The organism is Devosia aurantiaca (genome assembly GCF_011058215.1).
GTDB lineage: Bacteria > Pseudomonadota > Alphaproteobacteria > Rhizobiales > Devosiaceae > Devosia > Devosia aurantiaca.
Genome location: NZ_JAALFG010000003.1, coordinates 114,862 through 141,349 on the forward strand (window position 1 = coordinate 114,862; position 26,488 = coordinate 141,349).

The 26,488-nt window shown below is 62.7% G+C and carries 19 protein-coding genes and 7 pseudogenes; 12 read left to right on the plus strand and 14 right to left on the minus strand.

All coding sequences use genetic code 11. The features are described from left to right. Positions 1–81 precede the first annotated feature (81 nt). The 6 genes from G5575_RS13805 to G5575_RS13830 form a co-directional block, all read right to left on the minus strand. Positions 82–507, minus strand: coding sequence for a response regulator (locus tag G5575_RS13805; RefSeq protein ID WP_207633158.1), 426 nt, complete (start codon positions 505–507; stop codon positions 82–84). Positions 508–625: 118 nt separating this feature from the next. Then, positions 626–985, minus strand: coding sequence for a response regulator (locus tag G5575_RS13810; RefSeq protein WP_164534844.1), 360 nt, complete (start codon positions 983–985; stop codon positions 626–628). 172 nt (positions 986–1,157) lie between these two features. Further along, the gene (locus G5575_RS13815) at positions 1,158–1,823 is read right to left on the minus strand and encodes a L,D-transpeptidase (protein ID WP_164534845.1); all 666 of its coding nucleotides are present in this window, start codon (positions 1,821–1,823) and stop codon (positions 1,158–1,160) included. Positions 1,824–1,894: 71 nt separating this feature from the next. Beyond that, positions 1,895–2,791 carry an NAD-dependent epimerase/dehydratase family protein gene (locus tag G5575_RS13820; protein ID WP_164534846.1) on the minus strand — a complete coding sequence of 299 codons (897 nt, stop codon included), beginning with the start codon at positions 2,789–2,791 and terminating at the stop codon, positions 1,895–1,897. A 12-nt stretch (positions 2,792–2,803) separates the two neighbouring features. Next, on the minus strand, positions 2,804–3,580 hold the full coding sequence (locus G5575_RS13825) for an SDR family NAD(P)-dependent oxidoreductase (RefSeq protein ID WP_164534847.1): 777 nt from the start codon (positions 3,578–3,580) through the stop codon (positions 2,804–2,806). A 2-nt stretch (positions 3,581–3,582) separates the two neighbouring features. Beyond that, the gene (locus tag G5575_RS13830; RefSeq protein WP_164534848.1) at positions 3,583–4,608 is read right to left on the minus strand and encodes an aldo/keto reductase; all 1,026 of its coding nucleotides are present in this window, start codon (positions 4,606–4,608) and stop codon (positions 3,583–3,585) included. Positions 4,609–4,989: 381 nt separating this feature from the next. Here G5575_RS13830 and G5575_RS22290 point away from each other — a divergent pair. From G5575_RS22290 to G5575_RS13890, 11 genes and pseudogenes are all read left to right on the plus strand, one after another. Beyond that, positions 4,990–5,952, plus strand: a pseudogene (locus G5575_RS22290) (lipopolysaccharide biosynthesis protein); the annotation flags it as partial. 223 nt (positions 5,953–6,175) lie between these two features. Next, positions 6,176–7,423, plus strand: a complete 1,248-nt coding sequence (locus G5575_RS13845; RefSeq protein WP_164534850.1) for a GNAT family N-acetyltransferase — start codon at positions 6,176–6,178, stop codon at positions 7,421–7,423. 186 nt (positions 7,424–7,609) lie between these two features. Further along, the gene (gene kdpF, locus G5575_RS22295; protein WP_164535115.1) at positions 7,610–7,690 is read left to right on the plus strand and encodes a K(+)-transporting ATPase subunit F; all 81 of its coding nucleotides are present in this window, start codon (positions 7,610–7,612) and stop codon (positions 7,688–7,690) included. A gap of 12 nt (positions 7,691–7,702) precedes the next feature. Beyond that, a complete protein-coding gene (kdpA, locus tag G5575_RS13855; RefSeq protein ID WP_164534851.1) occupies positions 7,703–9,412 on the plus strand; it encodes a potassium-transporting ATPase subunit KdpA in 1,710 nt (569 codons plus the stop codon). A gap of 9 nt (positions 9,413–9,421) precedes the next feature. Further along, a pseudogene (kdpB, locus tag G5575_RS13860) lies at positions 9,422–11,469 on the plus strand (potassium-transporting ATPase subunit KdpB). A 10-nt stretch (positions 11,470–11,479) separates the two neighbouring features. Beyond that, a pseudogene (gene kdpC / locus G5575_RS13865) lies at positions 11,480–12,045 on the plus strand (potassium-transporting ATPase subunit KdpC). A gap of 1 nt (position 12,046) precedes the next feature. Next, positions 12,047–14,704: a sensor histidine kinase gene (locus tag G5575_RS13870; RefSeq protein WP_164534852.1), complete on the plus strand. Its 2,658-nt coding sequence runs from the start codon at positions 12,047–12,049 to the stop codon at positions 14,702–14,704. After that, positions 14,701–15,381, plus strand: a complete 681-nt coding sequence (locus G5575_RS13875; RefSeq protein WP_164535116.1) for a response regulator — start codon at positions 14,701–14,703, stop codon at positions 15,379–15,381. Before G5575_RS13870 ends, G5575_RS13875 begins: the two co-directional genes overlap by 4 nt. Before the next feature lie 77 nt (positions 15,382–15,458). Then, entirely contained in the window at positions 15,459–15,968 is a 510-nt protein-coding gene (locus G5575_RS13880; RefSeq protein WP_164534853.1) for a (2Fe-2S)-binding protein, read from the plus strand. Further along, a pseudogene (locus G5575_RS13885) lies at positions 15,965–16,980 on the plus strand (FAD binding domain-containing protein). Before G5575_RS13880 ends, G5575_RS13885 begins: the two are co-directional and overlap by 4 nt. Next, positions 16,980–19,208 carry a xanthine dehydrogenase family protein molybdopterin-binding subunit gene (locus G5575_RS13890; RefSeq protein WP_164534854.1) on the plus strand — a complete coding sequence of 743 codons (2,229 nt, stop codon included), beginning with the start codon at positions 16,980–16,982 and terminating at the stop codon, positions 19,206–19,208. The pseudogene G5575_RS13885 and the gene G5575_RS13890 overlap by 1 nt, the downstream one beginning before the upstream one ends. A 40-nt stretch (positions 19,209–19,248) precedes the next feature. On the opposite strand, the gene G5575_RS13895 is transcribed toward G5575_RS13890, so the two are convergent. Both G5575_RS13895 and G5575_RS13900 read right to left on the minus strand, forming a co-directional pair. Further along, complete coding sequence (locus G5575_RS13895; RefSeq protein WP_164534855.1) at positions 19,249–19,728, minus strand: SRPBCC domain-containing protein; 480 nt, start codon at positions 19,726–19,728, stop codon at positions 19,249–19,251. Further along, positions 19,721–20,071 carry an ArsR/SmtB family transcription factor gene (locus G5575_RS13900; protein ID WP_164534856.1) on the minus strand — a complete coding sequence of 117 codons (351 nt, stop codon included), beginning with the start codon at positions 20,069–20,071 and terminating at the stop codon, positions 19,721–19,723. The genes G5575_RS13895 and G5575_RS13900 overlap by 8 nt, the downstream gene beginning before the upstream one ends. A 542-nt stretch (positions 20,072–20,613) precedes the next feature. Here G5575_RS13900 and G5575_RS13905 point away from each other — a divergent pair. Continuing rightward, positions 20,614–21,524, plus strand: a pseudogene (locus G5575_RS13905) (HD-GYP domain-containing protein). Here the strand turns inward: G5575_RS13905 and G5575_RS13910 are convergent. The 6 genes and pseudogenes from G5575_RS13910 to G5575_RS13935 all read right to left on the minus strand — a co-directional run bounded on the left by G5575_RS13910 (position 21,521) and on the right by G5575_RS13935 (position 26,487). After that, on the minus strand, positions 21,521–21,781 hold the full coding sequence (locus G5575_RS13910) for a hypothetical protein (protein ID WP_164534857.1): 261 nt from the start codon (positions 21,779–21,781) through the stop codon (positions 21,521–21,523). The pseudogene G5575_RS13905 and the gene G5575_RS13910 overlap by 4 nt on opposite strands. A 70-nt stretch (positions 21,782–21,851) precedes the next feature. After that, complete coding sequence (locus G5575_RS13915) at positions 21,852–22,082, minus strand: hypothetical protein (protein ID WP_164534858.1); 231 nt, start codon at positions 22,080–22,082, stop codon at positions 21,852–21,854. Between the two features lie 82 nt (positions 22,083–22,164). Then, positions 22,165–23,178: a UDP-glucuronic acid decarboxylase family protein gene (locus G5575_RS13920; protein WP_164534859.1), complete on the minus strand. Its 1,014-nt coding sequence runs from the start codon at positions 23,176–23,178 to the stop codon at positions 22,165–22,167. A gap of 7 nt (positions 23,179–23,185) precedes the next feature. Further along, positions 23,186–24,273, minus strand: a pseudogene (locus G5575_RS13925) (CgeB family protein). Beyond that, the gene (locus tag G5575_RS13930; protein WP_164534860.1) at positions 24,270–25,361 is read right to left on the minus strand and encodes a CgeB family protein; all 1,092 of its coding nucleotides are present in this window, start codon (positions 25,359–25,361) and stop codon (positions 24,270–24,272) included. The pseudogene G5575_RS13925 and the gene G5575_RS13930 overlap by 4 nt, the downstream one beginning before the upstream one ends. Next, positions 25,358–26,487, minus strand: a pseudogene (locus G5575_RS13935) (CgeB family protein). The gene G5575_RS13930 and the pseudogene G5575_RS13935 overlap by 4 nt, the downstream one beginning before the upstream one ends. Position 26,488: the final 1 nt, after the last annotated feature.

Genomic DNA, 26,488 nt, shown 5'->3' on the forward strand with positions numbered 1-26,488 from the left:
TTAGGCGAGGTCTAGGGGACTCCCAATCGGTAACCCACCACATTGGTTGCCTCTGATGAGAAGGCAGCAAAAACACCTAAGTCAGGATGAGTGAGACTTGTGCGAGACCTTGAGCGGCTCGGGCTTTTGCCCATCGGGCAACAACACCTGCAAGCGTTCGTAGATGACCTCGGGCGTGAAGGGCTTGCTGATAAATACCGCGCCGTCCGGCATATCCCCAGGCTGAGGCCTGATCTGGCCGGATGACACCAGGATCTTGATATGCGGCCAGTCGCTGGAGCAGCGCCGAGCTAAATCGAACCCGTTTAATTCACCGGGCGGCATTTGGACGTCAGTGAACAGCAATTGAATTGCATTCCCAGCTTCCAAAAGGATTGCAAAAGCCTCGTTCACGCTTGCTGCCTCGTAAACGCGGAACCCTGCATTCTGGAGGATTTCGGCAGCGTCCATGCGTATAAAAACGTCGTCGTCTGCCACGAGGGCATAAGGCGTATAGTCGTCCGACATGTTCGCTCCGGGTGCAAGAGATCGCAAAACGCGAGCCTGACCAGAAACGATGCATGTCGAAGAAAATGGAAGTAAAAGAATTGTTTGGCGTGAGCTTTCAAAGCTCAAGCAGAAATGGCTACGAAGGCGACGTCGCCATAACAAGCGCCGCGATCATGTCCTCGTCCGAGGCCGGCTTGTTCACCCAGATCGCGTCGGTCCGATTGTCGAACGGGTCGGACGCCCCGCTCAGCATGATGAACGGAATGCTGCGCGCCTTGAGCAAGGCCGCAACCGCCTGCGTGTCACCGTCACGCACATAGGCGTCGACCACCGCAGCATCAGGCGGCGTCGTGTTGATGATCTCGATAGCGGCACGCGCCGTCGCGCAATGCAACACCTCGGCAACGCCCTGGGCGCGCATCAGCTCTTCAAGATCCATGACGAGCATCATCTCGTCTTCCAGATGCAGAACTGTTTTGAGGTGGCTAAGCTTCATTGATGATCCTGTTTCTGCCAGCAAATCATCGATGTTTTCTTGCTGCCGCGTGTAGATAGGGTGTCTACGGCCCGATGTGACTCCCAAGATCAAAAAAGCAATCACGACCGCGTCAACCGCCTTACAATTCCCTTACAGCGCCTTTGCCTAGATGGGCTGACCCTTTAGCCACTTACGCCTTGATGACGATGACCTTGGTGTTGACCGGGGTCTTGTCGTAAAGGTCGAGCATGTCCTGCGTCAGGAGGCCCACGCAGCCGCTGGTTACGCCACGGCCGATCGTTTCTGGCATGATCGTGCTGTAGATCGTGAAAAGAGTGTAGACGCCGTCCTGATAGAGGTAGAGCGTGCGCGCGCCGAGCGGATTGTTGAGGCCCGGTGCCATGCCATTAGCATAGGGTGCTGCCTCCGGCTGGCGCGCAATCATCTCCTTGGGCGGCGTCCAGATCGGCCATTCGGCCTTGCGACCGATATAGGCGTCGCCGCTCCAGAGGAACCCGGCGCGTCCGACATTGGCGCCATAGCGCGTTGCGTAGCCGTCGCCCTCGATGCGGTAGACATAATAGGCGCGCGGATCGACGATGATCGTCCCGACCGCTTCCTTGCTGTCATACCGTATCCGCTGTCGCCGGTATTTCGGATTGAGCTTGCTGAGATTAACCGCTGGGACGGGAAAGCGCTCGTTGGGCAGCGGACCATAGATGCGCGCCGCATCGGCATCACTCATGCCGCCGCCAGTGGTGGCGCATCCGGCCAGGCTCAAAGCCCCGACAGCGGCGAGACCCACGAGGAACGATCTCCTGTTGAGCCCACCGGCCTCGTTCTGCCCTGCAATCATCGCGGCTCACTCCCCAGCGCATCTGATGGCGCGACAGTGATCCCCGATGCCCAGTTTGGCAATCCTCCGCATCACGGGGCTTTGACGTATTTCCGCCAGTTGTGGTTTTCTTGAAACCCTAGCACTTCGCGCGCCTTGCGATTGGAGAGCGGCGCCTCCCATTCTCCCATGGGCCGGGTGATCGGCGAGCCCGGCGCCCACTTGCGCAAAAACGCTTCCGTCGGCTCATAAGCGGTGATCTCGTTATTGGTGGCATTGAAGACCTGGAAGCCCAGTCCATCTTTGCCGACGCAGAGATCGACGATCTGCCCGAGGTCGCGCGCGTCGATATAGCTCCAGGCATTGCGCTTGCGTGACGGCGGAACGGCCAGGAAAGCCGGGAAGTTCGCATAGTCTTCCGGCGAGATCACATTGCCGATGCGCAAGGCATAGATGTCTGCGCCATAGCGCAGGGCGAAGGCTCGCGCCGTCTTTTCATTGACAACCTTGGAGAGCCCATAGCTGTCCATCGGGTCGCTGTCGTAATCCTCTTCAAGCGGAAAGGCGTGAAAATCCTTGTCGCCCTCGGCAAAGCAGACACCATAGGTCGTTTCGCTGGAAGCGATGACGATCTTGCGAATGCCAAGCTTGGTCGCGGCCTCGATGACATTATAGGTCGAGACCACATTGGCCTTGAATGTCTCATTGTCCGGCTGGATCAGCACGCGCGGCACCGCCGCAAAATGCACCACTGCATCGATCGGCTTAGGACCTTGCCCTGTAGCAAAGCCATCGAAATCGAAATGCATCGAGAGCGCGTTGAAGACCTGGCCGCTATCGGTCAAGTCGGTGATCAGCGTGTTCACGCCTTCCATCCCGAGTGGCTTGAGATCGAGGTTGAAGACCTCGTGCCCCTGCGCCACGAGATAGGCGACCGCGTGCTGCCCGGCTTTGCCGCTGCCGCCGGTAAAAACGATGCGTTTGCTCATGGATTCTTCCTCTTACGGCATCAACTGGCCGCCATTGACCTCGATCTCTTGGCCAATGATGTACCCGGAAAGCGCCTTTGACGCCAAAAACAGATAGGTCCCGACCACGTCCTCGACCGTGCCGAGGCGACCCTGCGGGATCGTGGCGAGCGCGGCTTTGAGCTGTTCGTCGGTCGAATAGCGCTCGTGGAAGGGCGTGCTGATCACGCCCGGCGCCACAGCGTTGACGCGAATGCCGAAAGGAATGAGCTCCTTGGCCATGCCGCGCGTCACATTGGCGATAAAGGCCTTGGACGAGCCGTAGATGCCCGCACCATTGCTGGCCCCGTTCCGGGCCGCAATCGATGTCGTGTTGATGACAAAGCCGCCGCCCGCCTTCTTCAAATGCGGCACGGCCGCCGCCGTTGCCGCCAGCACCGAGCGGCCGTTGAGGTCCATGACCGCATCATAATGCTCGTCGCTCATCTCGGCATAGGTGACGCGGGCGACCATGCCGCCGGCATTGTTGATCAGGCCATCGAGCCGCCCGAAGGCCGCAACGGTGTCCTCCACCGCCTGCTTCATCGCGGACGACTGGTTTGCGTCGGCACGGATGGTCACCGCTTCGCCGCCAGCCTCGCGGATCGAAGTCGCTACCTGCTCGGCAGCATCCACGCTGGCATGGTAATGCACACCAATTTTGGCGCCCTGCGCAGCAAAGGCCTGAGCCAAAGCCGCGCCGATACCGGTCGACGCACCAGTGATCAGCACGACCTTGCCGGTAAGGTCGGGAATAACAAGTTCAGCCATATTTATCGTCCGCCCTCAAGCTTGCGATGGCGCTGGTTGATACCACCCTCGCCATAAGGATAGTCCGCCATCTGCGGCTTGCTGACGGCGCTGAGCTCAGCCAGCTCGGCCTCGCTCAGCGTCAGCGATGCGGCACCGAGATTATCCGCCAGCTGTTCCGTCGTTCGCGCGCCCAAGATCACAGAGGTAACGGCAGGCTGCGCAGCGACCCAGGCAAGCGCCACCTGCGCCATGCTGGCGCCACGGGCTTCGGCAAGATCCTGCACTGCGCCGATAACTTCCCATGTCGCCGCATTGCTGTTGCGCTTTTCGAAGGCTTCCATGCCGCGCTTGGGGTTTTCACCCAGCCGTGTCGCGCCGGTCGGCATCTGGTCCTGCTTGTACTTGCCGCTGAGCCAGCCGCCACCGAGTGGCGACCACGGAAGGAGACCAACAACGGCATCCAAGGCTGCGGGCACCACCTCATGCTCGATGTCCCGCACCAGCAGATTATACTGCGGCTGCAACGTCACCGGCGGCTGGTATCCCTGCGCCTTGGCCGTCCAAACCGCCTTGGTCAGCTGCCAGCCCAAAAAGTTGGAAAAGCCGTAATAGCTGATCTTGCCGCTTGCAATCGCGTCATCGAGAAAGCGCAGCGTTTCATCGAGCGGCGTCAGCGCGTCAAAGGCGTGCATCTGGTAAAGATCGATATGCTCAACCCCGAGACGCCTCAGCGACGCATCGAGCGCTTCGCGCAGGTTCTTGCGGGAAAGGCCGACGTGGTTTGGCCCGTCGCCCATCGGGAACCGGCCCTTGGTCGTGATCACCAGGTCGCGCAGCTGCTTGCCCTTGAGCCAGCGCCCCACGATCTCTTCCGAGATGCCGGCGCTATAAACATTGGCGGTGTCGAGGAAATTTCCGCCCGCCTCGACATATTGGTCCATCAGGCGAAACGAAGTCGCCTCGTCGGCTTCATCCCCAAACGTCATTGTGCCGAGGCAATAGGCCGAAACGACCGCCCCGCTATTGCCGAGCCTGCGATATTCCATGGAAAACTCCTCCTGACCAACCGCAAACGTTTCCGAACTCGTCCCGGTTACACGCTCCCGGAAGATTTCTCATCCTCTAGTGGAGCTTGTTCAGCGAATGCAAAGAGCTCTCTAACCATATTCTTATTCAGCGATAGTGCTTTGCCCTCCCGTCTCTAAGGTGCAAGCACGAGAACGACCTTTCGTCGCACGGAAGCACCTTGAGCCTGTCGAGCGTCCAAAGCCCGGACAAGGGAGCCACCCGGCGCATTTTGGGCGGCTTGCAAAAGCTCGCCAATCCATCCTTCCACGTCATGGCAATCCGGATCGGCGGCGCGGGTCTCGCACTCGCCGCCCAGGTTTTGGCCTCGCGCATCATGGGCGCCGAAGAGTTCGGACGCTATGCGCTCGTCCTCGTCTACCTGCTGCTATTCGGCCATTTCGCCACCTTTGGCACCGCACAACTGCTCTGCCGCCTGCTTGCCGAATATCTCGAACGCGGCGAGAGGGGCAGGGCGCTCGGGCTGCTCAATTCTCCGTCACCGCCACGCTTGGCGTTTTTTCCTGATTGTTGTCGTCATCGGTTTCGGCCTCGTCCAGGGCCCATTACCACTGCTCGAGCCCCAATACGCCTCGCTCGCCACTCTCGCATTGGCCGCCATACCGCTCCTTGCCCTCCAGGACTTTCTCGAAGCCATCGGCCGCGGCATCGATCGTCCAACGCTGGGCATCGGTCCCGTTTACCTTCTCCGCCACATCGTCATCATCGGCGGCCTTGCCACCCTGCTGACCCTAGGCTTCGCGGTCGACGCTACTACGGTCATAACACTCACCATTGCCGGCCTGCTCGCCACCATTGCCATCCAGTTCGCGCTGCTCTGGCCACACCTCAGCCTGCTTATCCGAGATGCAAAGCCCCAGTTTTCGACCCGGGCCTGGATCAAGACCGCGCTGCCCATCGCCAGCGTCGATGTTGCCGAGGTCCTCTTCGCCAATGCCGATATCCTGATCCTCGGCTTCTTCGTGCCGCCCGAAACGGTCGCGCTCTACTTCGCTGCCTCACGCCTGACACAAATCCTCGCCTATGTGCCTTATGGCGTCACTGCGGTTACTGCACAGAAATATGCGCAGCTCTCCGCCGCCAATAAGCGCGCCGAGCTGCAGGCGTTGATCCGCCGCTCCACGAGGCTCGCAACCTCCGTTGCCTTTGCCGGCGCCGTCCTCTTGTCCATCTTCGGCGGCGTGCTGCTGTCCTTCTTCGGTCCCGAGTTCACCAGCGCCCACAGCTTCATCCCGGTGCTTTGCCTGGGCATCGTTATCGCCTGCGCCCTGGGGCCGGGTGAGGATGTGTTGACCATGCTGGGTGAGGAAAGGGCATGTTCAATTGCTTTCCTTCTGGCGCTGCTCATTAATCTGGCCGTAGCGCTCTGCCTTGTACCCTTGCTGGGTCCGATCGGGGCAGCCCTGGGCGCGGTCACGGGCCTCACGGTCAGGGGCGTGCTGATGGCCTGGTTCGCACGAAAGCGGCTCGGTCTCGTCCTGCCGGTATTTGCCGGCGGCAAGAATGTGAGCAGGGGGAGCTGCACGCATGAAAACCAGTTCTGCAAACGACCTCATCGTCGAAATTCTCGACGACAAAGCCCTGAGCCAGCTCGATGCCGGGCAATGGGATGCGCTGGCCGCCAACGCGCTGGACAGCAACCCCTTCTATGCCCGCGCCTATGTGATGGCAGGCATCGAAACCGTGGATCGTGGCTCCGGCCTCCGTGCCATAGCCATCTGGAGCGCCGACCGCGAGCGTCTGCTCGGCCTCTTCCCATACCGCAACAAGACCCTGCCGCTGCCCAGCGCCGTCGCCGCCACCAACCTTTATCAGGTCTGCGGCCAGCCCCTGATTTACCGCGAGGAAGCCGACGCCGTAATCGCAGCATGGCTCGGCGCCACAAGGACCGGCCGGGCACCCAAGCGCTGGAGCTTTCCGCACCTCGATCTCACGAGCCACTTCGCCCGCCGGCTGGCCGTGCTCCAATCGGACACGTCCGTCCGCTGCCTGCCGCTGCCGCAATATCATCGCGCCCGCCTGGCGCGTCTCTCGCGCAGCTTCAAGGAGCATCTGGGCTCTGCCGTTGCCAAGAGCCGCGTCAAGGACATCGAACGTAACCTGCGCCGCCTGCGCGACCTCGGCGATCTTCAGTTCGAGCGCGCGACAAATCCCGCTCTCGTCACCAAGCGCATCGAACAATTTCTCGCCGTCGAGCATAGCGGCTGGAAGGGCAAGGCCGGCACCTCCTTCCTTTCCGACCCGCAGCACGCCCGCTTTGCGCGCAAGGCCTTCTGCCCCCATCTGGGCCACACCTCGGTCGATAGCCTCCTGCTCGACGGCACCCCCATCGCTCTCAGCGTTAACATTCGCGCGGGCGCAACGCTCTTCACGCCCAAATGCGCCTATGACGAAGCCTATCGCAAATACGGCCCGGGCCTGGCGCTCGAACACCTTGTCGTCGAAGCCTTCTACGCCGACGAAGACTGCACCGAAATGGATTCGGCGACGACCACGGACGGCCACGTCATTCAGGGTTTCTGGAACAGCGACGCCCCCATGGGCACGCTCGTGGTGGGCCCGCCGAACTGGGGCACCGACCTCATTGCCAAGGCGCATATGGCCAACCGCCTGACCCGCCAGCGTTTGAAGACCCTCAATACCGGCGCCGCCAGCCAAGTCCTTGGCCTCGCCCGCTCCTGGCACAAGCGGGCGCAGCGCTTTGCCGGCGACATGCTGATGGGCGGCGTCTGTTTCATCCACACGCTGGAAAACGCTCTCCCGCACCTCATCTGACCTTATGAAATCCTTATGCGCCGGGTCGGCCTTCCATATGGAAAGCTGATGCGCATCGGGAGCATCTGATCGGCCTCAACTCCAAGAGGCTCCAATGCTCGACCTTGCCTTTATCGCCCTCGGCGCCGGCACCCTGATCGCCCTCGCGATCTATGCCGCAGCGCTTGATCGGCTCTGAGCACCGCCATGCTCATCATCTCCTTCCTCATCGCCGTGGCCTTGGCCGTCTACCTCGTGGTGACGCTGCTGGCGCCCGAACGCTTCTGATCCGGAGCCATCATGTCCCTTATCGGCTGGCTGCAGATCGGCTTCGTGCTGGTCGCAGTCCTTGTGCTGGTCAGGCCGCTCGGCCTCTATATGGCCCGCGTCTTTTCCGGCGAACGCACCTTCCTCTCGCCCGTGCTCGCCCCAGTCGAGCGCGGCTTTTACGCCTTGGCCGGCGTCAAGCCGGAGCGCGAGCAATCCTGGCTCGGCTATGCCCTTGGCGTTCTCGCCTTCAGCACCGCCGGTTTTTTCGGCCTTTATGTCTTGCTGCGCGTGCAGAACTATCTGCCGCTCAACCCGCAGGGCTTCGCCGGCCTTGCGCCGGATCTCGCCTTCAACACCGCCGTGAGCTTCGTCACCAACACCAATTGGCAAAGTTATGGCGGTGAAACCACCATGAGCCATCTCAGCCAGATGCTGGGTCTTACGGTCCAGAACTTCGTCTCCGCCGCCACCGGCATCGGCGTCGCCATGGCGCTGACCCGCGCCTTCATGCGCTCTGGCGTCAGTGAGCTGGGCAATTTCTGGGTCGATCTCACCCGCGCCACGCTCTATGTGCTGCTGCCTCTCGCCATCGTGGTCGCACTGGCATTCGTGACCATGGGCGTGCCGCAGTCGCTCGACGCCAGCTTTGTCGCGACGACGCTTGAAGGTGCGCAGCAGACCATCGCCACTGGGCCCGTTGCCTCCCAAGAGGCCATCAAGCAGCTGGGCACCAATGGCGGCGGCTTCTTTAACACCAATGCCGCCCATCCGTTCGAGAACCCCACCGCCTTCTCGAACTATCTCCAGATCATTGCCATGCTCACCGTCTCCTCGGCTCTGGTCTACGCCTTCGGCCAGATGGTCGGCTCGCGCCGCCAGGGCTGTGCGCTGCTCTCCGTCACCGTCATCATGCTGGTCGTCAGCACCGGCGCCATCTACTGGGCCGAAAGCTTCGGCAATCCTCTGCTGACTGCCGTCGGCGTCGACCCGATGCTGGGCAATATGGAAGGCAAGGAAGTTCGCTTCGGCCAGGCCATGTCGGCCCTCTACGCCGCCGTCACCACTGGCCTCTCCAATGGCGGCGTCAACGCCATGCATGGCTCGCTGACCCCGCTCGGCGGCCTTGTGCCGCTGTTCCTGATGCAGCTCGGCGAAGTCCTGCCCGGTGGCGTCGGCTCGGGCCTCTACGGTCTTCTCGTCTTTGCTATCCTTGCTGTTTTCGTCGCCGGTCTCATGGTCGGCCGCACGCCCGAATTTTTGGGCAAGAAGATCGAAGCGCGCGAGATGAAGCTCGCTATGCTGGCCGTCCTCATCTTGCCGCTAACCATCCTCGGCTTCACTGCGGTCTCTGCCGTGGCCGAATGGGGCACGAATTCGATCCTCACGCCCGGCCCACATGGGCTCAGCGAAATCCTCTACGCCTACACATCTGCTGCCGCCAACAATGGCTCGGCCTTTGGCGGCCTTACTGCCAACACGCCCTGGTACAACACGACCCTGGGCATCGCCATGCTTCTGGGCCGCTTCGCTTACCTCGTGCCTGTGCTCGCCATCGCCGGTGCCATCGCCAAAAAACCGCGCGCTGCGGTCTCTTCTGGCACCTTCCCGACCGATCGTCCGCTCTTTGTGGGCCTCCTCATCGGCATCATCCTTATCCTGGGCGGGCTGCAATTCTTCCCAGCCCTGGCTCTCGGGCCCATCGTCGAGCACTTCGTCATGCTCGCCGGCCAGAGCTTTTAGGAACATTCCATGTCCACCAAATCCATCTCCATGCTCGACCCGGCCATCCTCGTGCCGGCCCTCGGCGACGCCTTGCGCAAGCTCGACCCGCGCCAGCTCATCCGCAACCCGGTGATCTTCGTCACCGAAATCGTGGCCGTCCTCGTCACTGTGCTCTTTGTCCAAGAAGTGCTTGGGGCATCCGGAGTGCCTGGCTTTTCCGGTCAGATCGCCCTCTGGCTGTGGCTTACCGTCTTGTTTGCCTGCTTTTCCGAAGCCGTTGCCGAAGGCCGCGGCAAGGCTCAGGCGGAGAGTTTGAAGCGCAGCAAGTCCGACCTCGTCGCCAAAAAGCTGCTCTTCCCCAACCAGCGCGACAATTACGCCTGCGAAATTATCCCCGCCACCAGCCTCAAGGTCGGCGACATCGTCCTTGTCGAGGTCAACGACCTCATGCCCGGCGACGGCGAAGTCATCGAAGGCATTGCTTCCGTTAATGAAAGTGCCATCACCGGAGAATCCGCACCCGTGATCCGCGAAGCCGGCGGCGACCGTTCGGCCGTCACCGGCGGCACCCAGGTCATCTCCGACTGGCTCAAGGTGCGCATCACCACAAAACCCGGCGAAACATTCGTCGACCGCATGATCGCCCTGATCGAAGGCGCCAAGCGGCAGAAGACGCCCAACGAGGTCGCCCTCTCGATCCTTCTAAGCGGATTGACGCTGGTCTTCCTGATCGCCGTTGTGACGCTCTATGGCCTGCCGCCTATTCCGGCACCGACCTGTCCGTCTCCGTGCTCGCGGCGCTCCTCGTGACGCTGATCCCCACCACCATTGGCGGGCTGCTCTCGGCCATCGGCATTGCCGGCATGGACCGGCTGATCCGCTTCAACGTCATCGCCACCTCCGGCCGGGCGGTGGAAGCCGCCGGCGACGTGGATACACTCCTCCTCGACAAAACCGGCACCATCACCTTCGGCAACCGCATGGCCTCCGAATTCCTGCCCGTCGCCGGTGTCGGCGAAAAGGAACTTGCCGAAGCCGTTCTGCTCGCCAGCCTCGCCGATGAAACCGCCGAAGGCCGGTCGATCGTGGCGCTTGCGAAGTCCGATTTCGGCCTTGGCGAGCCGCGCATTGTCGGAAACGGCACGACGACCATCGCCTTCTCCGCCCAGATCCGCATATCTGGCATCGACATCGAAAGCCGCCGCATCCGCAAGGGCGCTGTCGACGCCGTGCTCCGCTTTGTCGGTCTTGATCGCACCACGGCGCCTGACGACTTCACCAAGGCCGTCGAGACCATCGCCCGTTCCGGCGGTACGCCGCTGGCTGTTGCAGAAGCCGATCGCGTGCTCGGCGTTGTGCATCTCAAGGATGTGGTAAAACCCGGCATCAAGGAACGCTTCGCCGCCCTCCGCGCCATGGGCATCCGCACCGTCATGGTCACCGGCGACAACCCTGTGACCGCCGCTGCCATCGCCTCCGAAGCCGGCGTCGACGATTTTCTTGCCGAAGCCACGCCCGAGCAGAAGCTCGACTATATCCGCAAGGAACAGGTCGGCGGCCGCCTGATCGCCATGTGCGGCGACGGCACCAATGACGCGCCGGCCCTGGCCCAGGCCGATGTCGGCGTCGCCATGCAGTCCGGTACCCAGGCGGCGCGCGAGGCTGGCAACATGGTCGACCTCGACAGCAGTCCTACCAAGCTCATCGAGATCGTCGAGATCGGTAAGCAGATCCTGATGACGCGCGGCGCGCTCACTTTCTCCATCGCCAACGACGTGGCCAAATATTTTGCCATCATCCCGGCCCTGTTTCTCGTGACCTATCCGGAGCTCGGCGCCCTCAACATCATGGGCCTTCAGTCGCCGCAATCGGCGATCCTGTCGGCCGTGATCTTCAATGCCCTAATCATCGTCGCGCTGATCCCGCTTGCCCTCCGTGGCGTAAAATACCGTCCAGTCGGCGCCGCGGCGCTCCTTTCCCGCAACCTGCTCGTCTATGGCCTGGGCGGCCTCGTCGCGCCCTTCATCGGCATCAAGCTGGTGGACATGGCCGTCACCGCCTTGGGCATCATCTAGGGAGGCCGGCATGCTTACTCAAATCCGCCCCGCCATCGTCCTTTTCGGCCTGCTCTCGGCCGTGACCGGGCTTTTATACCCGCTCGCGATTACCGGCGCTGCGCAGGTCGCATTCCCGGCTCAGGCCAATGGAAGCCGCGTCATCGACGAAGGAACAATCATCGGCTCCGACCTAATCGGTCAAAATTTCAGCCAGCCGCAATATTTCTGGCCGCGCCCCTCGGCCACCGGACCGGATGCCTACAATGCCGCTGCCTCCAGCGGCTCGAACGTCGGGCCAACCGGGGCAGCATTAATCGAGCGGGTAGGGGAGGCGGTCACTGCTACCGGCAAACCCACCGCCTCCGCCGATGCGGTGACGACCTCCGGCTCCGGCCTTGACCCGCACATCACCCCCAAAATGCTGCAGCACAGGTCGAGCGCGTCGCGACTGCCCGCGGCGTTGACGCCTCGGTCATCTTATCCGTGCTCGCCGATGTGACCGAAGCTCCCGCTTTTGCTATCTTCGGTGAACCGCGCGTCAACGTACTGCGCCTTAATCTGGCGCTGGACGAGGCCGCGCCTCTCCGGAACTAAGATGGTTCGCCAAACCGAAAAAGATCGGCCCGATCCCAAGGCCTTGCTCCAGCTTGCCGCGCGCGAAAGCCGCGGCAAGCTGACAATCTTTCTCGGCGCTGCACCCGGCGTCGGCAAGACCTATGCTATGCTGGAGCGTGCTCGGGCCCTCAGGGCCGCCGGCACCGACGTGGTCATCGGCCTCGTCGAAACCCACGGCCGCGGCGAGACGGCTCGTTTGGCCGAAGGAATCGAAACTTTGCAGCGCCTCGAAAACACCGCCTATGGCGAGTTCGATCTCGATGCCGCGCTTGCCCGCCGGCCTGGGCTGCTCATCGTTGACGAACTCGCCCACTCCAACAAAGTCGGCGCGCGCCACCCCAAGCGCCACCAGGACATCGCCGAATTGATTGCCGCCGGCATCGACATTTGGACCGCCCTCAACATCCAGCATCTTGAAAGCCTCAGCGATCTCGTTGTCCGCATCGCCGGCGTGCCCGTGCGCGAAACCATCCCCGATATCGTGCTCAAGAGTGCCGACGAGATCGTCCTTGTCGACCTGCCGCCTGCCGAGCTCATCGAGCGCCTCCATGCCGGCAAGATCTACCTGCCCGACAACGCCGCCCGAGCCGTGGGTGGCTTCTTCAAGCCTGCGACGCTGACCGCGCTGCGCGAGCTTGCCTTGCGTCGTGCTGCCGACCGCGTCGACGACCAGATGGTCGACTTTCTTCGCCAAAGCGCCGTCGATGGACCCTGGGCCACCGGCGAACGCTTGCTCGTTTGTGTCGGTCCCGACCAGATGTCCGAAAAAGTCGTCCGCATCGCCAGCCGCCTCGCATCCGGCCTTAATGCCCGCTGGCTGGTCGTCTCCATGGCGCGCCCCGGCGCCGCCCTGCCGTCACCCACCGATGCCGAGCGGCTCGAAGAAAATTTGCGTCTGGCCGAGCGCCTTGGCGCCGAAACACGCCGCGAGACCGCCGCCGACTTCGTCGAAGCCATCCTGCGACTTGCCCGGCGCGAGCACATCACCCAGATCGTCATCGGCCGACCCGCCGGCCGGCGCTGGCTCCGCCGCTCCTTGCCCGACGCCGTCCTGCGCCGAGCCGGCGATATCGGTGTTCACGTCGTTCCGGGCGAGCCGCAGCCGCAGACGCGCAAGTCGCGCAAGACTTTAAGCCTTCCAGAATGGGCGTTGACCCTTGGACTGCCCTTCTTCTCGGTAGGCGCCACCACCTTGTTCGGCCTCGGCATCAACGCCCTCGTCGCGCTGCAGAACCTCTCGATGCTCTACCTCGCAGCTGTCCTGCTGTCGGCTGTGATCGCCGGGCGTTTCTCGGCGCTGCTTGCGGCCGGCCTGTCCTTTGTCGCCTACAACTTCTTTTTCATCGAGCCGACCGGCGCGCTGACCGTCGCGCAGCCGCAGGAACTATTGTCGCTGGTGATCTTCATTGCCGTGGCGCTTGCCTCAGGCCAGCTCGCCGCGCGCTTGCGCGAACAGGCTGACCTCTCCCGCCAGCAGGCGCGACAATCGCAGGCGCTGCTCGATTTTTCCCGCAAGCTCTCGGGTGCGCATGGGCTCGATAGCGTACTCGACGCCATAGCCAGCCACCTCCAGTCCAGTCTTTCCCGCTCCGTTGTAGTCTTGGCCGCAAACGAGGACGGAGAACTTGTCCCTACCTCCGCCTGGCCACCCGACCAGACGCTCGACCCAACCGAACTTACTGCCGCGCGGTGGGCCTTCGACAAACGCGAACCCGCCGGCTTTCTGACCGGCACCTTGCCGCAAGTGCGCTACCTCTTCCGCCCCATCGTCTCGGCGCAGCGAATCCTCGGCGTCGCCGCTTTGCGCATGGGGCCGGGTGACGCGCCGCTCCCCGCCGATGACGAGCGCACCTGGATCGCGCTGCTCGACCAGGCCGCCATTGCCCTCGATCGCGCCCGCCTCAGCCGCGAAAGTGCCCAGGCCTCGGTGGCGCGCGAAGGCGAAAAGGTGCAGGCCGCTCTTCTTTCCTCGCTCTCGCACGACCTGCGCACGCCGCTGGCGTCCATCACCGGCGCCATCACCACCCTTCGCCAGCTCGGCGACAAACTGCCCGCCGAAACCCGCGACGACCTCCTTCTGTCCATCGAAGAAGAGTCCGGTCGCCTCAACCGCTTCGTCGCCAATCTGTTCGAAATGACCCGCATCGAAGCCGGCATCGTCAAAGCCCGCCGCGAGCCCATCGATCTCCCCACCATTATTGACGCCGCCACGGCCCGCGCCAGGCGCCTTCACCCCGACCTTCAAGTCGAGCTCAGCATCGCGCCCGACCTGCCGCATGCCTTGGGCGATGCCACCCTCCTCGAACAGGTGCTCTTCAACCTCCTCGATAATGCCCGCAAATACGGCGGGGCCGACCAGCCGGTCGCCGTGTTCGCCAAAGCCGAAGGCAAGCTGGCCGCCATCTCCGTCACCGATACCGGCAAGGGCATTCCCGAGGCCGATCTCGAAAAGATCTTCGAAAAGTTCTACCGTCGCGCCAAAGGCGATGGCCGCCCCGCCGGCACCGGGCTTGGCCTTTCCATCGCGCGTGGGCTGATGACCGCGATGGGCGGCAGCATCAAGGCCACGAGCCCCGCCATCCGCAAGCGCGGCACCCGCTTCACCCTGCGCCTGCCGCTTGCCGAAAAGGACAGCTGATGCTGCAACGCATTCTGGTGGTCGACGACGAACCGCAGATCCAGCGCTTCCTGAAGCCCGCCCTCATCGCCGCCGGCTTCGATGTCGAAACCGCCGCCACCGCCGCAGAAGCCAAGCGCCTCGCTGCCACCCGCGCCCCCGCGCTGATCGTGCTCGACCTTGGCCTGCCCGATGGCGACGGCAAGGTCGTGATCGAAACCGTGCGCGCCTTTTCCGGCGTGCCCATAATCGTCTTGTCGGCCCGCGATGGGGAAACGGAAAAGATCGAAGCCCTCGATCTGGGCGCCAACGACTATGTCGAAAAACCCTTCGGCATCGGCGAACTCCTCGCCCGCATCCGCGTCGCCCTTCGTCAAACGCCGGCGGAAGTCACCAAGTCCCGGCTGCGCTTCGGCACTATCCTGCTCGACCTCGATCATCGCCGCGTCACCCTCGACGAAACCGAAGTGCATCTGACGCCCAAGGAGTTCGACCTTTTCGCGCTTCTTGCCGCCAATGCAGAAAAGGTCGTTACCCATCGCCAGGCTCTGACCCAGATCTGGGGCGCCGCCCATGGCGACGATGTCCAGTACCTGCGCGTCGTCATCGGCCAGCTCCGCGCCAAGCTCGAAGCCGATCCCAAAACCCCGCGCCATCTGCTCAACGAAATGGGCGTCGGCTACCGCCTGGTGCCCTAGCCTCCAACCCTTGCGGCGGAACGAAGCTTGTGGGTGGCCCGTTCGCTCTCCGACGCCACACGCAAGGACATGTTGAGATGCCCGAAGCCGTCGCGCCCGAGACGGGCACGCACACGATTTCCCTGACCATTGACGGCGCCGAGCGCTCCATCATCGTCGATCCCTGGACGACCCTGCTCGATCTGTTGCGCGGCCCGCTCGGCAAGACCGGCACCAAGAAAGGCTGCGACCATGGCCAGTGCGGCGCCTGCACCGTCTTGATCGACGGTAAGCGCATCAATTCCTGCCTGACGCTGGCGGTCATGAAGGACGGCGCCGAGATCACGACCATCGAGGGCCTTGCCACCGGCGACGACCTCCACCCCATGCAGCAGGCCTTTGTCGAACACGACGCTTTCCAGTGCGGCTATTGCACGCCGGGCCAGATTTGCTCCGCCGTCGGCCTCGTTAACGAAGGCCACGCCCATGAACGCCATGAAATCCGCGAACTGATGAGCGGCAATATCTGCCGCTGCGGCGCCTACACAAACATCGTCGATGCCGTCCAGAGCGTGCTCGACCAGACCGCGAAGGCGCCCACGCCATGATGCGTTTCAGCTATTCCCGGCCGCAAACCATCGCCGAAGCCGCAGCCGCGCTCGCTGCCGATCCTTCCGCGCAGGTCATCGCCGGCGGCACCAATCTCGTCGACCTGATGAAATATGACGTCACCCGTCCCGGCACCGTCATCGATATCAACGGCCTCGATCTTCGCGGCATCGCGGTGGACGGGGAGGGGACCCTCCACCTTGGCGCCCTCGCCGCCAATGCCGATACCGCCTACCATCCCGACGTCGAATCCGGTTGGCCGCTGCTCTCCAGCGCTATCCTCGCCGCTGCCTCCGCGCAATTGCGCAATGCCGCAACCAATGGCGGCAATATTCTCCAGCGCACCCGCTGCTATTATTTTTACGATCCCTCGACGCCCTGCAACAAACGGCGCCCAGGCTCCGGCTGCGGCGCACTAAACGGCGTTAATCGCATCCACGCCATCCTCGGCGAAAGTCCGGACTGCATTGCAACGCACCCCTCCGACATGGCTGTCGCTCTCGCTGCCCTCGATGCGGTGGTGAGGGTCGAAGGCCCCGCGGGAGAGCGGCAGATTCCGTTCGACGATTTCCATCGTCTTCCCGGCGATCGTCCGGACCTGGACAACACCATGGAGCGTGGCGAGATCGTCACCGCCATCTCCGTGCGCCCCCAAAAGTTTGGCCAGCACCACACTTATCTTAAGCTGCGTGACCGCCAGTCTTACGCCTTCGCCCTTGTATCCGTCGCCGCTGCCATCAGGCTCGAAGGCGACACCATCGACGAGCTGCGCGTGGCCCTGGGCGGCGTTGCGCACAAGCCTTGGCGCCGCAAGGATGTCGAAGGGGAGTTCGCCGGCCGTCCCGCTACAAGGCAGACCTTCGAAGCCTTCGCCGCGGCGTTGCTCGAAGGCGCGACCGGCCATGGACAAAACGACTTCAAGCTCGATCTGGCCCCCGCGCCATCGTCCGTGCCCTTGAGCAGGCACACGCCGGTACCCCGCAGGATCAGTCCGCAAAGGTGGTGTTCTGATGGCCCCCTCGGTTTCTCACATCGGCCAGCCCCGCAACCGCGTCGACGGTAGGCTCAAGGTCACCGGTGCGGCCAGATACGCCGCCGAATACCAAGCCAACGAATTGCTGCACGGCTATGTCGTCGTCAGCACCATCGCCGCCGGTCGCATCGTTGCCATCGACACGCGCGAAGCCCGCGCAATGCCCGGCGTCGTCCAGATCTTCACCCATCTCGATCGGCAGGGCGTCTCCTGGTGGGATCGCGATTGGCAGGATGACACCGCCCCTCCTGGCCACCCATTCCGTCCGCTCCATTCCGACCGCATCCTCTACGACGGGCAGCCCATCGCTCTCGTTATCGCCGAAAGCTTCGAAGCCGCGCGCAACGCTGCAGACGTGGTCCACGTCCTTTACGAAGTTGCGCCGCACCAGACCGATATCCACGCCGCCGAGGCCGACCAGTACGAGCCGCCCAAAAAGCGCGAGGGCGTGCCACCGCCGCCTGAGCCGCGCGGCGATCTCGACCAGGCACTGGCCGAGGCAGCGTTCCGCGTCGATGCCGAATACGAACAGCCCAGCGAACACCACAACCCGATGGAGCTCTTCGCCTCGACGGTCATCTACGAGGAGAACGACAAGCTCACCATCTACGACAAGACGCAAGGCTCGCAGAATGCCCAGCAGTTCGTCTCCGCCGTTTTCGACCTCGATGACGTCAAGGTGGTCAACGCCTATGTCGGCGGCGCTTTCGGCTCCGGCCTGCGCCCACGCTATCAGCTTTTCCTCGCGGTCATGGCAGCGCTCAAGCTCAAACGATCGGTCCGCCTCGAGCTTTCGAGACGCGAAATGTTCTATCTCAGCTACCGGCCCATCACACTGCAAAAGCTCTCGATCGGCGCCGACAGCAACGGCAAGTTGCTGGCGCTCAAGCATCATGCCGTGCAGGCGACGTCGCTGTTCGAGGACTACCAGGAGGCCGTCGTCAATTGGTCGGGCCTTGCCTACCAGTGCGATAATGCCGCGTTTTCGTACACGCTCTCCCAGGTCAACACCGACACCCCGGGCGACATGCGCGCCCCCGGCGCCGCCACCGGAGTCTTCGCGCTGGAAACGGCGATGGACGAGCTGTCCTATGCCGCGGGCATCGATCCGCTCGAACTCCGTCTCCGCAATTATGCCGAGCGCGACCAGAACATGGACAAGGAGTTTACCAGCAAGGCACTCCGCGAATGCTATGCCGAAGGTGCTGAGCACTTCGGCTGGTCCAAGCGCCAGCCGACGCCACGCTCCATGCACGATGGCAAGGAGCTGGTGGGCTATGGCATGGCCAGTGGTTTCTGGGATGCCCAGGTCAACAAGGCCGAAGCCAAGGTACGGCTCCTTGCTGACGGCTCGGTCGAAGTGCTGACCGCTGCGAGCGACATCGGCACCGGCACCTATACGATCCTGGCGCAGATCGCCGCCGAGGCCTTCGAAATTCCGATAGACCGGGTCAAGGTCAGCATCGGCGCCTCCGACCTTCCGACTTCACCGGTGGAAGGCGGATCGTGGATGGCGGCCTCCGTCGGCAGTGCCGTCCATCTTGCGGCCGAAGCCATCAAGACCAAGCTGATCCATCGCGCCAATCGCCACCACGAGGCTTTCCTCCCCATCGCCTCGGCCGACCTCTGCGTCGAAGCGGGCATGGTGAAAAAGACCGATGGCACCGGCCCCACCATCTCCGTTGCCGAGCTGATGCAGGCAGCCCAGTGGGATGCCGTCGAGGAAACCGGCAAGGCCGGACCCGACATGCTGCAGATGCAAAAATATATCAGCTACACCCACTCCGCCGTCTTCGTCGAAGTGCGGGTGGATGAGCAATTGGGTGTCGCCCGCGTCAAGCGCATCGTCAGCGCCATCGCCGCCGGCAAGATCCTCAATCCCAAGACCGCCCGCAGCCAGATCCTGGGCGGTGTGGTCATGGGCGTCGGCATGGCCATGCACGAAGAAGGGCTGTTCGATCACGGCACCGGCCGGATCATGAACCACAACCTTGCCGAATATCATGTGCCCGCCAATGCCGACATCGAGGACATCGAGGTGATCTTCGTCGATGAGCACGATGACAAGGTCAATCCGATCGGCGTCAAGGGCCTGGGCGAAATCGGCATCGTCGGCGTGGCAGCAGCCATCGGCAACGCCATTTATCACGCCACCGGCAAGCGCCTCCGAACGCTGCCCTTCACGATCGACAAGATCATCAGCTGAAACTAAAGGGGCCGCGGCAAAGGCTGCGGCCCGCTTGTTCTTACGAAAGCGTCGGCAGGAGCGCATCCAGCTGTTCGAACTGCTCCGGCGCGCCGTCGAGCCCGCCCTGGTTGGCTTCGAGCGCTTCCTTGCTGGGATAAGTCTCGCTGAAGGTCAGGTGCGTCTTGCCGTCCTTCTCGACGAAAGTCACCGTCGATACGGCGCCGTCCTCGCTTTCCTCATTGGACCAGACGATCCGCTCGGACGGCACGACGTCGATATATTTGCCATGGAACGCGAAGCTGGTTTCGGCGCTCTCGCCGAATTCGAGCCGATACGTGCCGCCGGTGCGCACATCCATTTCGCAGGAACGCAGCGTCGCCCCGAGCGACTTGGGCACCCACCACTTGGCAAAGAGCTCGGCATTGCTCCACGCCTTGAACACGACCCGCGCCGGCGCATCGAAGGTGCGGGTTACGGCGACCTCCGTGTCCGACACCCGTCTGACCACGGTCTGGCTATCCATTGGCTTGTCATTCATCATTCTTCTCCTGACGTTTGAGTTCTTCCACGACCCTGTCCAGCCGGTCGAAGCGCGCGTCCCACAGCCTGCGGTACTGCTCGATCCATGCCACTTCCTGCTCGAGCCGGCTGCTCCCTAGCCGGCAGGTGCGCACCCGCCCGACCTTTTCGGTGGTCACGAGGCCTGCCTGCTCGAGCACGCCGATATGCTTTTTCATCCCCGTCAGCGTCATGCCGAACTTGTCGGCAAGGTCGCTGACCGAAGCGTCGGACCGCCCGAGCTGTTCGAGCACGCCCCGCCGCGTGGCGTCGGAAAGCGCGGCAAAGGACGTATCGAAACGAGCATGCTGAAGCTGAACCATATAGTTCAGTATCGCGTTGCTCCGGACCACACAAGTGGAAAGGTCCTTCAAAGGAATTATTAGCGGCTTCTGCTTATGCTGGGCCGGGGACTTAAATCGACATGCATGCAGCGCAAGCCATTCACCTTTCGGACGTCGTCGGCGCGCTCAGCCTTGCGCTCGACATCACCGAAGGCCAGCCCGTGGGGCATGCGCTGCGCTGTTGCTGGATCGGCATGCATCTGGGCGAGCGCATCGGCCTCTCGCCCGAGGAACTCTCTGACCTCTATTATACGCTGCTGCTCAAGGACATTGGCTGCAGCTCCAATGCCGCCCGCATTTGCCGCCTCTACCTCACTGACGACCTGAGCTTCAAAGGCGCCTACAAATTCGTCGACACGCGGCTGCCGGAGGTCATGCGCTTTCTCGTGGCCCACACCGGTCGCAATTCGGGCATGATCGAGCGTTTGCAAGCCATGGTCCACATTGCCCGCAACGGCGGCGAAATCGCTCGCGAATTGGTGGAAACCCGCTGTCACCGCGGCGCCGATATTGCCCGCTCCATGCGCTTTTCCCACGCCGTCGCCAATGGCATTCTTGATCTCGACGAACATTGGGACGGCACCGGCCAGCCCCTGCGGCGCGTGCGCGAAGAAATTTCGATCTTCTCGCGCATTGCGCTTCTCTCACAGGTCGTGGACGTCTTCTTCATGCGCGGCGGCGCCTCTGCAGCGATCGCCGAAGCCCGTGACCGCTCAGGCCGCTGGTTTGATCCGGTCCTCGTCGAAACCCTTGAAAGCTTCGCCGATCGGCCTGACATCTGGGCCGCCATGCGCAGCAATGACCTTGTCGACCGCGTCAGCGCGCTCGAACCACAAAGCCTCGTGCGCGAAATTGACGAGTCCTATCTCGACGACATTGCCGCCGGCTTTGCCAAGGTCGTCGACGCCAAAAGCCCTTATACCGCCGGCCACAGTGACCGCGTCGCGCTGTTCTCCGATCTTATAGCCGAGCACATGGGCTACGATGCACCCAGCCGGCGCACCCTGCGTCGGGCAGCACTGCTGCACGATATCGGCAAGCTCGGCGTCTCCAACACCATCCTCGACAGTCCCGGCCGTCCCAGTGCCGAAGACTGGGCCGAGATCAAGCGCCACCCGGAGATGGGCCGCAACATCCTTCTCAAGATCGTGGCGCTCAAGGACACCGCAACCATCGCCGGCAGCCACCATGAACGGCTCGACGGCCGGGGCTACCCGCTCGGTCTGAAATCCCCGAGATCAACATGGAAACCCGCATCGTCACGACGGCCGACGTCTTTGACGCGCTGACCGCCGACCGTCCTTACCGAAAGGCCATGTCGGTGTCCGATGCCCTTGCCATCATGCGCAAGGATCTCGACAAGGCCATCGACCGGCGCTGCTACAACGCCTTGGTCCAAGGCCTCGACAGAATGCAGGATATCGCCGCTTAAGGCGCGTCGTCTTCGAGCTCGTCCTCGACCACCGCGTCCGGTCGATCGCCGCCGGAAGCAAATTCTTCCTTCCAGGTGCCATCGGCTTCCTCGTAGAGGATCTGCTCGTCTTCGCCGCTCAGCTGCTGGCGCTGGGCCGCGCTTTCCGCCGCCTTGTGCGCTTCGTCATGGCTGACAAAAGTCTCGGAAAACACGTCGCCGACCTTGTAGGCGAAGCCGCCATCATGCTCGACGATCTCATAGGTGACCTTGGCCATTCTTGCGCTCCTGTTGACGGCACTCTGTGGTGCCTGCCGCAGGATAATGCGCTACTGCCGACTTCGTTCGCTACTTGCCGGCCCAGGCATTCACATGCCGCAGCTGTCGCGAGCGCTGCAGCAAAAAGCCCGAAAGCAGTCCTTTGACGGTCTCCGCTGCGGGCTTCCGGCCCAGCGGCATCTCCATCACCTTGCCCTCGATCTGCGCATGAATAACATCACGCTCGACGAAGTAACTCGCCTGATAGCGATGCCCGTCCTGCTCGACCGTCACGTCCAAAACTTGGGATTGTCGTTCCATTATTAAAGTCCTCCGCCGCCACGCAAGCATGGAAGCGGAAAGCTTTAACGTCAATTAACGGACGTTAACGAATGCCGAAGAATTACAAGGCAGCCGCCACCGCCGAAGAGTGCTGCGACCGGCCCTTTACCGCCGGATTGCTCCGCAACTGGCCGGCAAACCAGGGAATGGTCATTGCCAAGCCCTCTGAAAGCGACACCCGCGGCTCCCAGCCCAGCACTTCCTTGGCCCGGCTGATATCCGGCCGGCGCCGCTGCGGGTCATCGATTGGCAAGGGCAGGTGGACGAGCCTCGATCGGCTCTCGGTCATCTCCAGCACTAGGCCCGCCAAGTCACCGATGGTGAACTCGCCCGGATTGCCGACATTGACCGGCTTACCCGGATTGGGCGCAACATTCATCAGCGCAACCAGGCCCGCCACGAGATCGCTCACGTAGCAGAACGAGCGCGTTTGCTCCCCGGTGCCATAGATCGTCAGGTCATCGCCCCGCAGCGCCTGGATGATGAGGTTGGAGACGATACGCCCATCATCCGGGCTCATGCGAGGCCCATAGGTATTGAAAATCCGCACCACCCGCGCATCGACCCGCCCCATGCGCAGCATGTCGAAACACAGCGTCTCCGACGCCCGTTTGCCCTCGTCATAGCAGGCGCGCGGCCCGGTACAGTTCACATGGCCCCAATAATCCTCGTGCTGCGGATGCTGCTCGGGATCGCCATAGACCTCGCTGGTCGATGCCTGGAGGAAGCTTGCCCCATGCTGTTCGGCTAGCTTGAGCAGATTTGCCGTGCCCACGACGCTAGTCATCATCGTGTGGATCGGATTGGCCTGATACTGCGGCGGCGAAGCCGGGCAGGCGAGGTTGTAGACTTGGTCGAGCTTGCTATCGACCGCGAAGACCTCACAAATATCCGCTTCGATCAGGCTGAAGTCGGGATGGTTGTCGAGCGCCTCGACATTGCGCGCCGACCCGGTCTGAAAATTGTCGACGCAGATGACCCGGTGCCCGTCTGCCAGCAATGCATCGCAAAGATGCGACCCGACGAAGCCGGCACCCCCGCCACCAAAACCGTCTTTCGTTCTTCGCTCATGCATTCGCCTTTCAGGCCGAGGGACGGATCGCCGATCGCTCATGGCCGAGCATGGACAAAAGCTCCCCGGCACGCGCGGTCCCGGTATGCTCGGCCAGCACATAGCGCCGTGCCGAAGCCGCCATGGCGTTGCGCTCCGAAGCCGAGGTCCGCTCCAGCGCCCGAACCACGTCGTCCGATGATTGTGCCAAGACGATCGAGTCAGCCGGGAACATCTGGTCCAGCCCCTCCCAAATATCGCTGATGACCGGCGTGCCGCAAGCACCCGCCTCAAATAGCCGAACGCTGGGCGACCACCCGGCCGCCACCATGTCGACACGCGTCACGTTAAGCGTAAATCGCTGCCGATTGTAGAACGAACGGTGCTCGGCCGGCGGGAGGTGCTCGATCCGCTCCACGTTTTCCGGCCACTCGATGTCGCTTGGAAACTGCGATCCTGCCACCACGAACCGCATCCGCGGCAGCCGCCGCGCCGGCTCGAGCAACAGCCGCTCCAGTATCGGCTGCCGATCGACGCTATAGGTCCCCAGATACCCTAGGTCCCATTCCGGTGCCTCGCCGGTCGGCCCATAGCGGTCCGCATCGACCGAACAGTAAAGCGGCAATGCCGTTTTGGCGCCGAACTCCGTCTGCAGCCGCTCCAGTGTCGGCCCGCCCGAAAACGAAAAATAGCTGTCGAATAACGGGATCTGCCGCCGCGCCAGATAGTCCTCGTCCCCGCGCACAAGCTTTGCCAGGGTCACCGGCGTATCGATGTCGTAAAAATGCCAGCTCTTGAGCTTCAGCCGCTCCAGCGCATCAATCACAGTCACCCCGTCGGGCACATAGGATCCGGCGATCACCGCCCCAGCGCTCTTGAGCTGTACCCCGTACTTCTCGATCAGCTCATCGACGCTCGTGTAATAGGCGAGCGTACAAAAATCCGGATGCGGCATGTCGCGATTATTCGCGTACCAGGGCACATCGCGCTCCAGAAACAGCACCCGCTGCCCATGCGTGCGCAAGCCCCGGATCAGCGCCCGAAACGTCGTTGCGTGCCCATTCCCCACGATGACGAGAGCGACAGCCCGACAAAGACGATGTCGTAGGGCGCGCTCATTCAGCCGCCTCCACCTGCCGCCGCTGCGCCGAGCGGAACACGCGGTCCGCATCCTCGGCGCGATGCGCATATGTATGCTCACGCAGCACCCGCTCCAGCGCCGCCGCGCCGATCTGCTTGGCCCGCTCCGGTGTCAGTTCGGCCATGATCTGGCTAACATCCTTGCCGTCCCGCGCCACCAAGATTTCTTGGTCCGGCAGGAAGAATTGCGGAATGCCTTCCCAATAGTCGGTGATGAGGCAAGCGCCCGCACCGGCCGCTTCGAACACGCGCGTTGCCGGTGAAAACCCGATCTCTGCCATGCTTTCCCGAGAAATGTTGAGCACCGCCTTAGGGGTGTTGTTGAAGGCATTGTGGTCCGCCGTCCCCACATGGCCGAGATAGCTCACATTGGTGGCCATCACCTTGTCGCCCCAGCCCGAACCACCGAGCAGGAACCGCTGCTTGGGCGTGCGGATGGCCGGCACCAGGAAGAACTCTTCCACCCGCGCTTCCCGATCCGGCAAGCGGTTCCCTAGAAACCCGAGATCGCCAGCAAACCTCGGATTCGGCTCGACCGGAAAATGCGTCGACGGATCGAGCGCATTGTAGATCGGGATGCAATCATGCGCCCCCATCGCCAGATAGGCCGCGATCACCGGCTCGCCGCCACCATAGGTGAGGACAAGGTCGATCGTCTCCAGCGCCTTGCGGAGCGGATGCTCCGAATTGGCGCGCAACTCGGCCAGGGTTGCCGGCGCATCCACGTCCCAGAAGATGCGCAAAGCATGCGGCGAGGCATGCGACAACACCTGTTCCAGCAGCAGATCGTCCTCGAAGCCGACCCCGCTCGCCTTGATGACGATATCGGCGTGGCGCGCCTCCGCCGCCACCTGCTTCAGCGCCTCGACCGTGCCTTCATAGACCACGACCTTGCACCAATCGGGCGGATCGATGTCGCGGTTTTTCTGCCGGTCGTAAACATCGGGCTCGTAGAAGGTGATGTCATAGCCCTTGGCGCTCAACGCCCGCAGCATGCCGCGATAATAGGTGGCTGCGCCGTTCCAGTAGGCGGAAAGAATGCTCGATCCATAAAAGGCGATCTTCATGGCGTAGTCTCCAGATCGTCGAGATGTGTGGTGACGCGGGCGGTGCCCACCTGACCCAGAATGCCCAGCAACTCGTCGACGCGGTGCCGGCAGGTATGGCGCGAAAGGATCGTTTCGAGGCCGCTCGCCGCCAGTTCGCGGCCGAGATCACGGTTTTCGATCACATCGCGCAACAGCCGCTGCATCTCTTCTCCGTCTTGCGCAAAGAGGAAGTCCTTGCCCGGGCGAAACAGGTCCTCGGCATCTTCCCACGGCGCCGACAAGAGCGGAATGCCGCAGGCCAGCGCTTCAAAGACGCGGATGGTGGGAATGCCCGGCAGCGACTGCACATAGGGCCGCCGCGGAATGTGCATGGTCACCTTATGCGCGGCAAAAGCCTTGGGCGCATCGGCATTGGCAATCCAGCCGCCGTAATGGAGCCCAGCGCGCTTCACCGCCACAATTGCCTCTTCTGAATATCGAACGCCCCGGATCGTCCCAGAAAGCTGGAGCGCCGCCGCCGGTTCGATCAAAAATTCACTGATCTCGGCCGTGCGCTCGTTGTCGCCCCAATTGCCGATCCAGATCAGGTTCTTCCGGCGCTCGATCTCGGGCATCGGGTGAAACAGCGCGTCATCCGCCGCCTCATGCCACGTGAACACCTGCTTGCCCCAGCCGGCATCGAGATAGCGCTGCCGCAGCGTCTCGCCGAAGGCCAGGACCCCGTCATAGTCGCGCAACTGCAGCCCGGCGATATCGCCCTCGGCCGATACCGCCCGGTGGTGGGTGTCATGGAACAAGAGGGTAAAGTTCGCCCCGCCAGCGCGTATGCGACCGATTTCCTCGACCAGCGCCGGATCGGTCCATTCATGCACGACGACCACATCGGCCTCTGCCAATGCGGCTTCGTGGTCGAAATCGGATCCATACTGTCGCGACTCGAGCTCCGGAAAGTCCGTCGCGAAGCGGTCGATTGCGGCCTGTCCCTGCGTCTCCAGCAGGTTTGTGCGGCTCAAGCATCCACCGGCTCCAGCGCCAGCGCCGAATGCCCGCGGCGTACCAGGTCACGCATGACCCCTCGCAAGAAATGCGCATTGCCGTGGTTCCAGTCCGAAACGAGCGAATGGGTGTAAAAAACAAACCGCAAA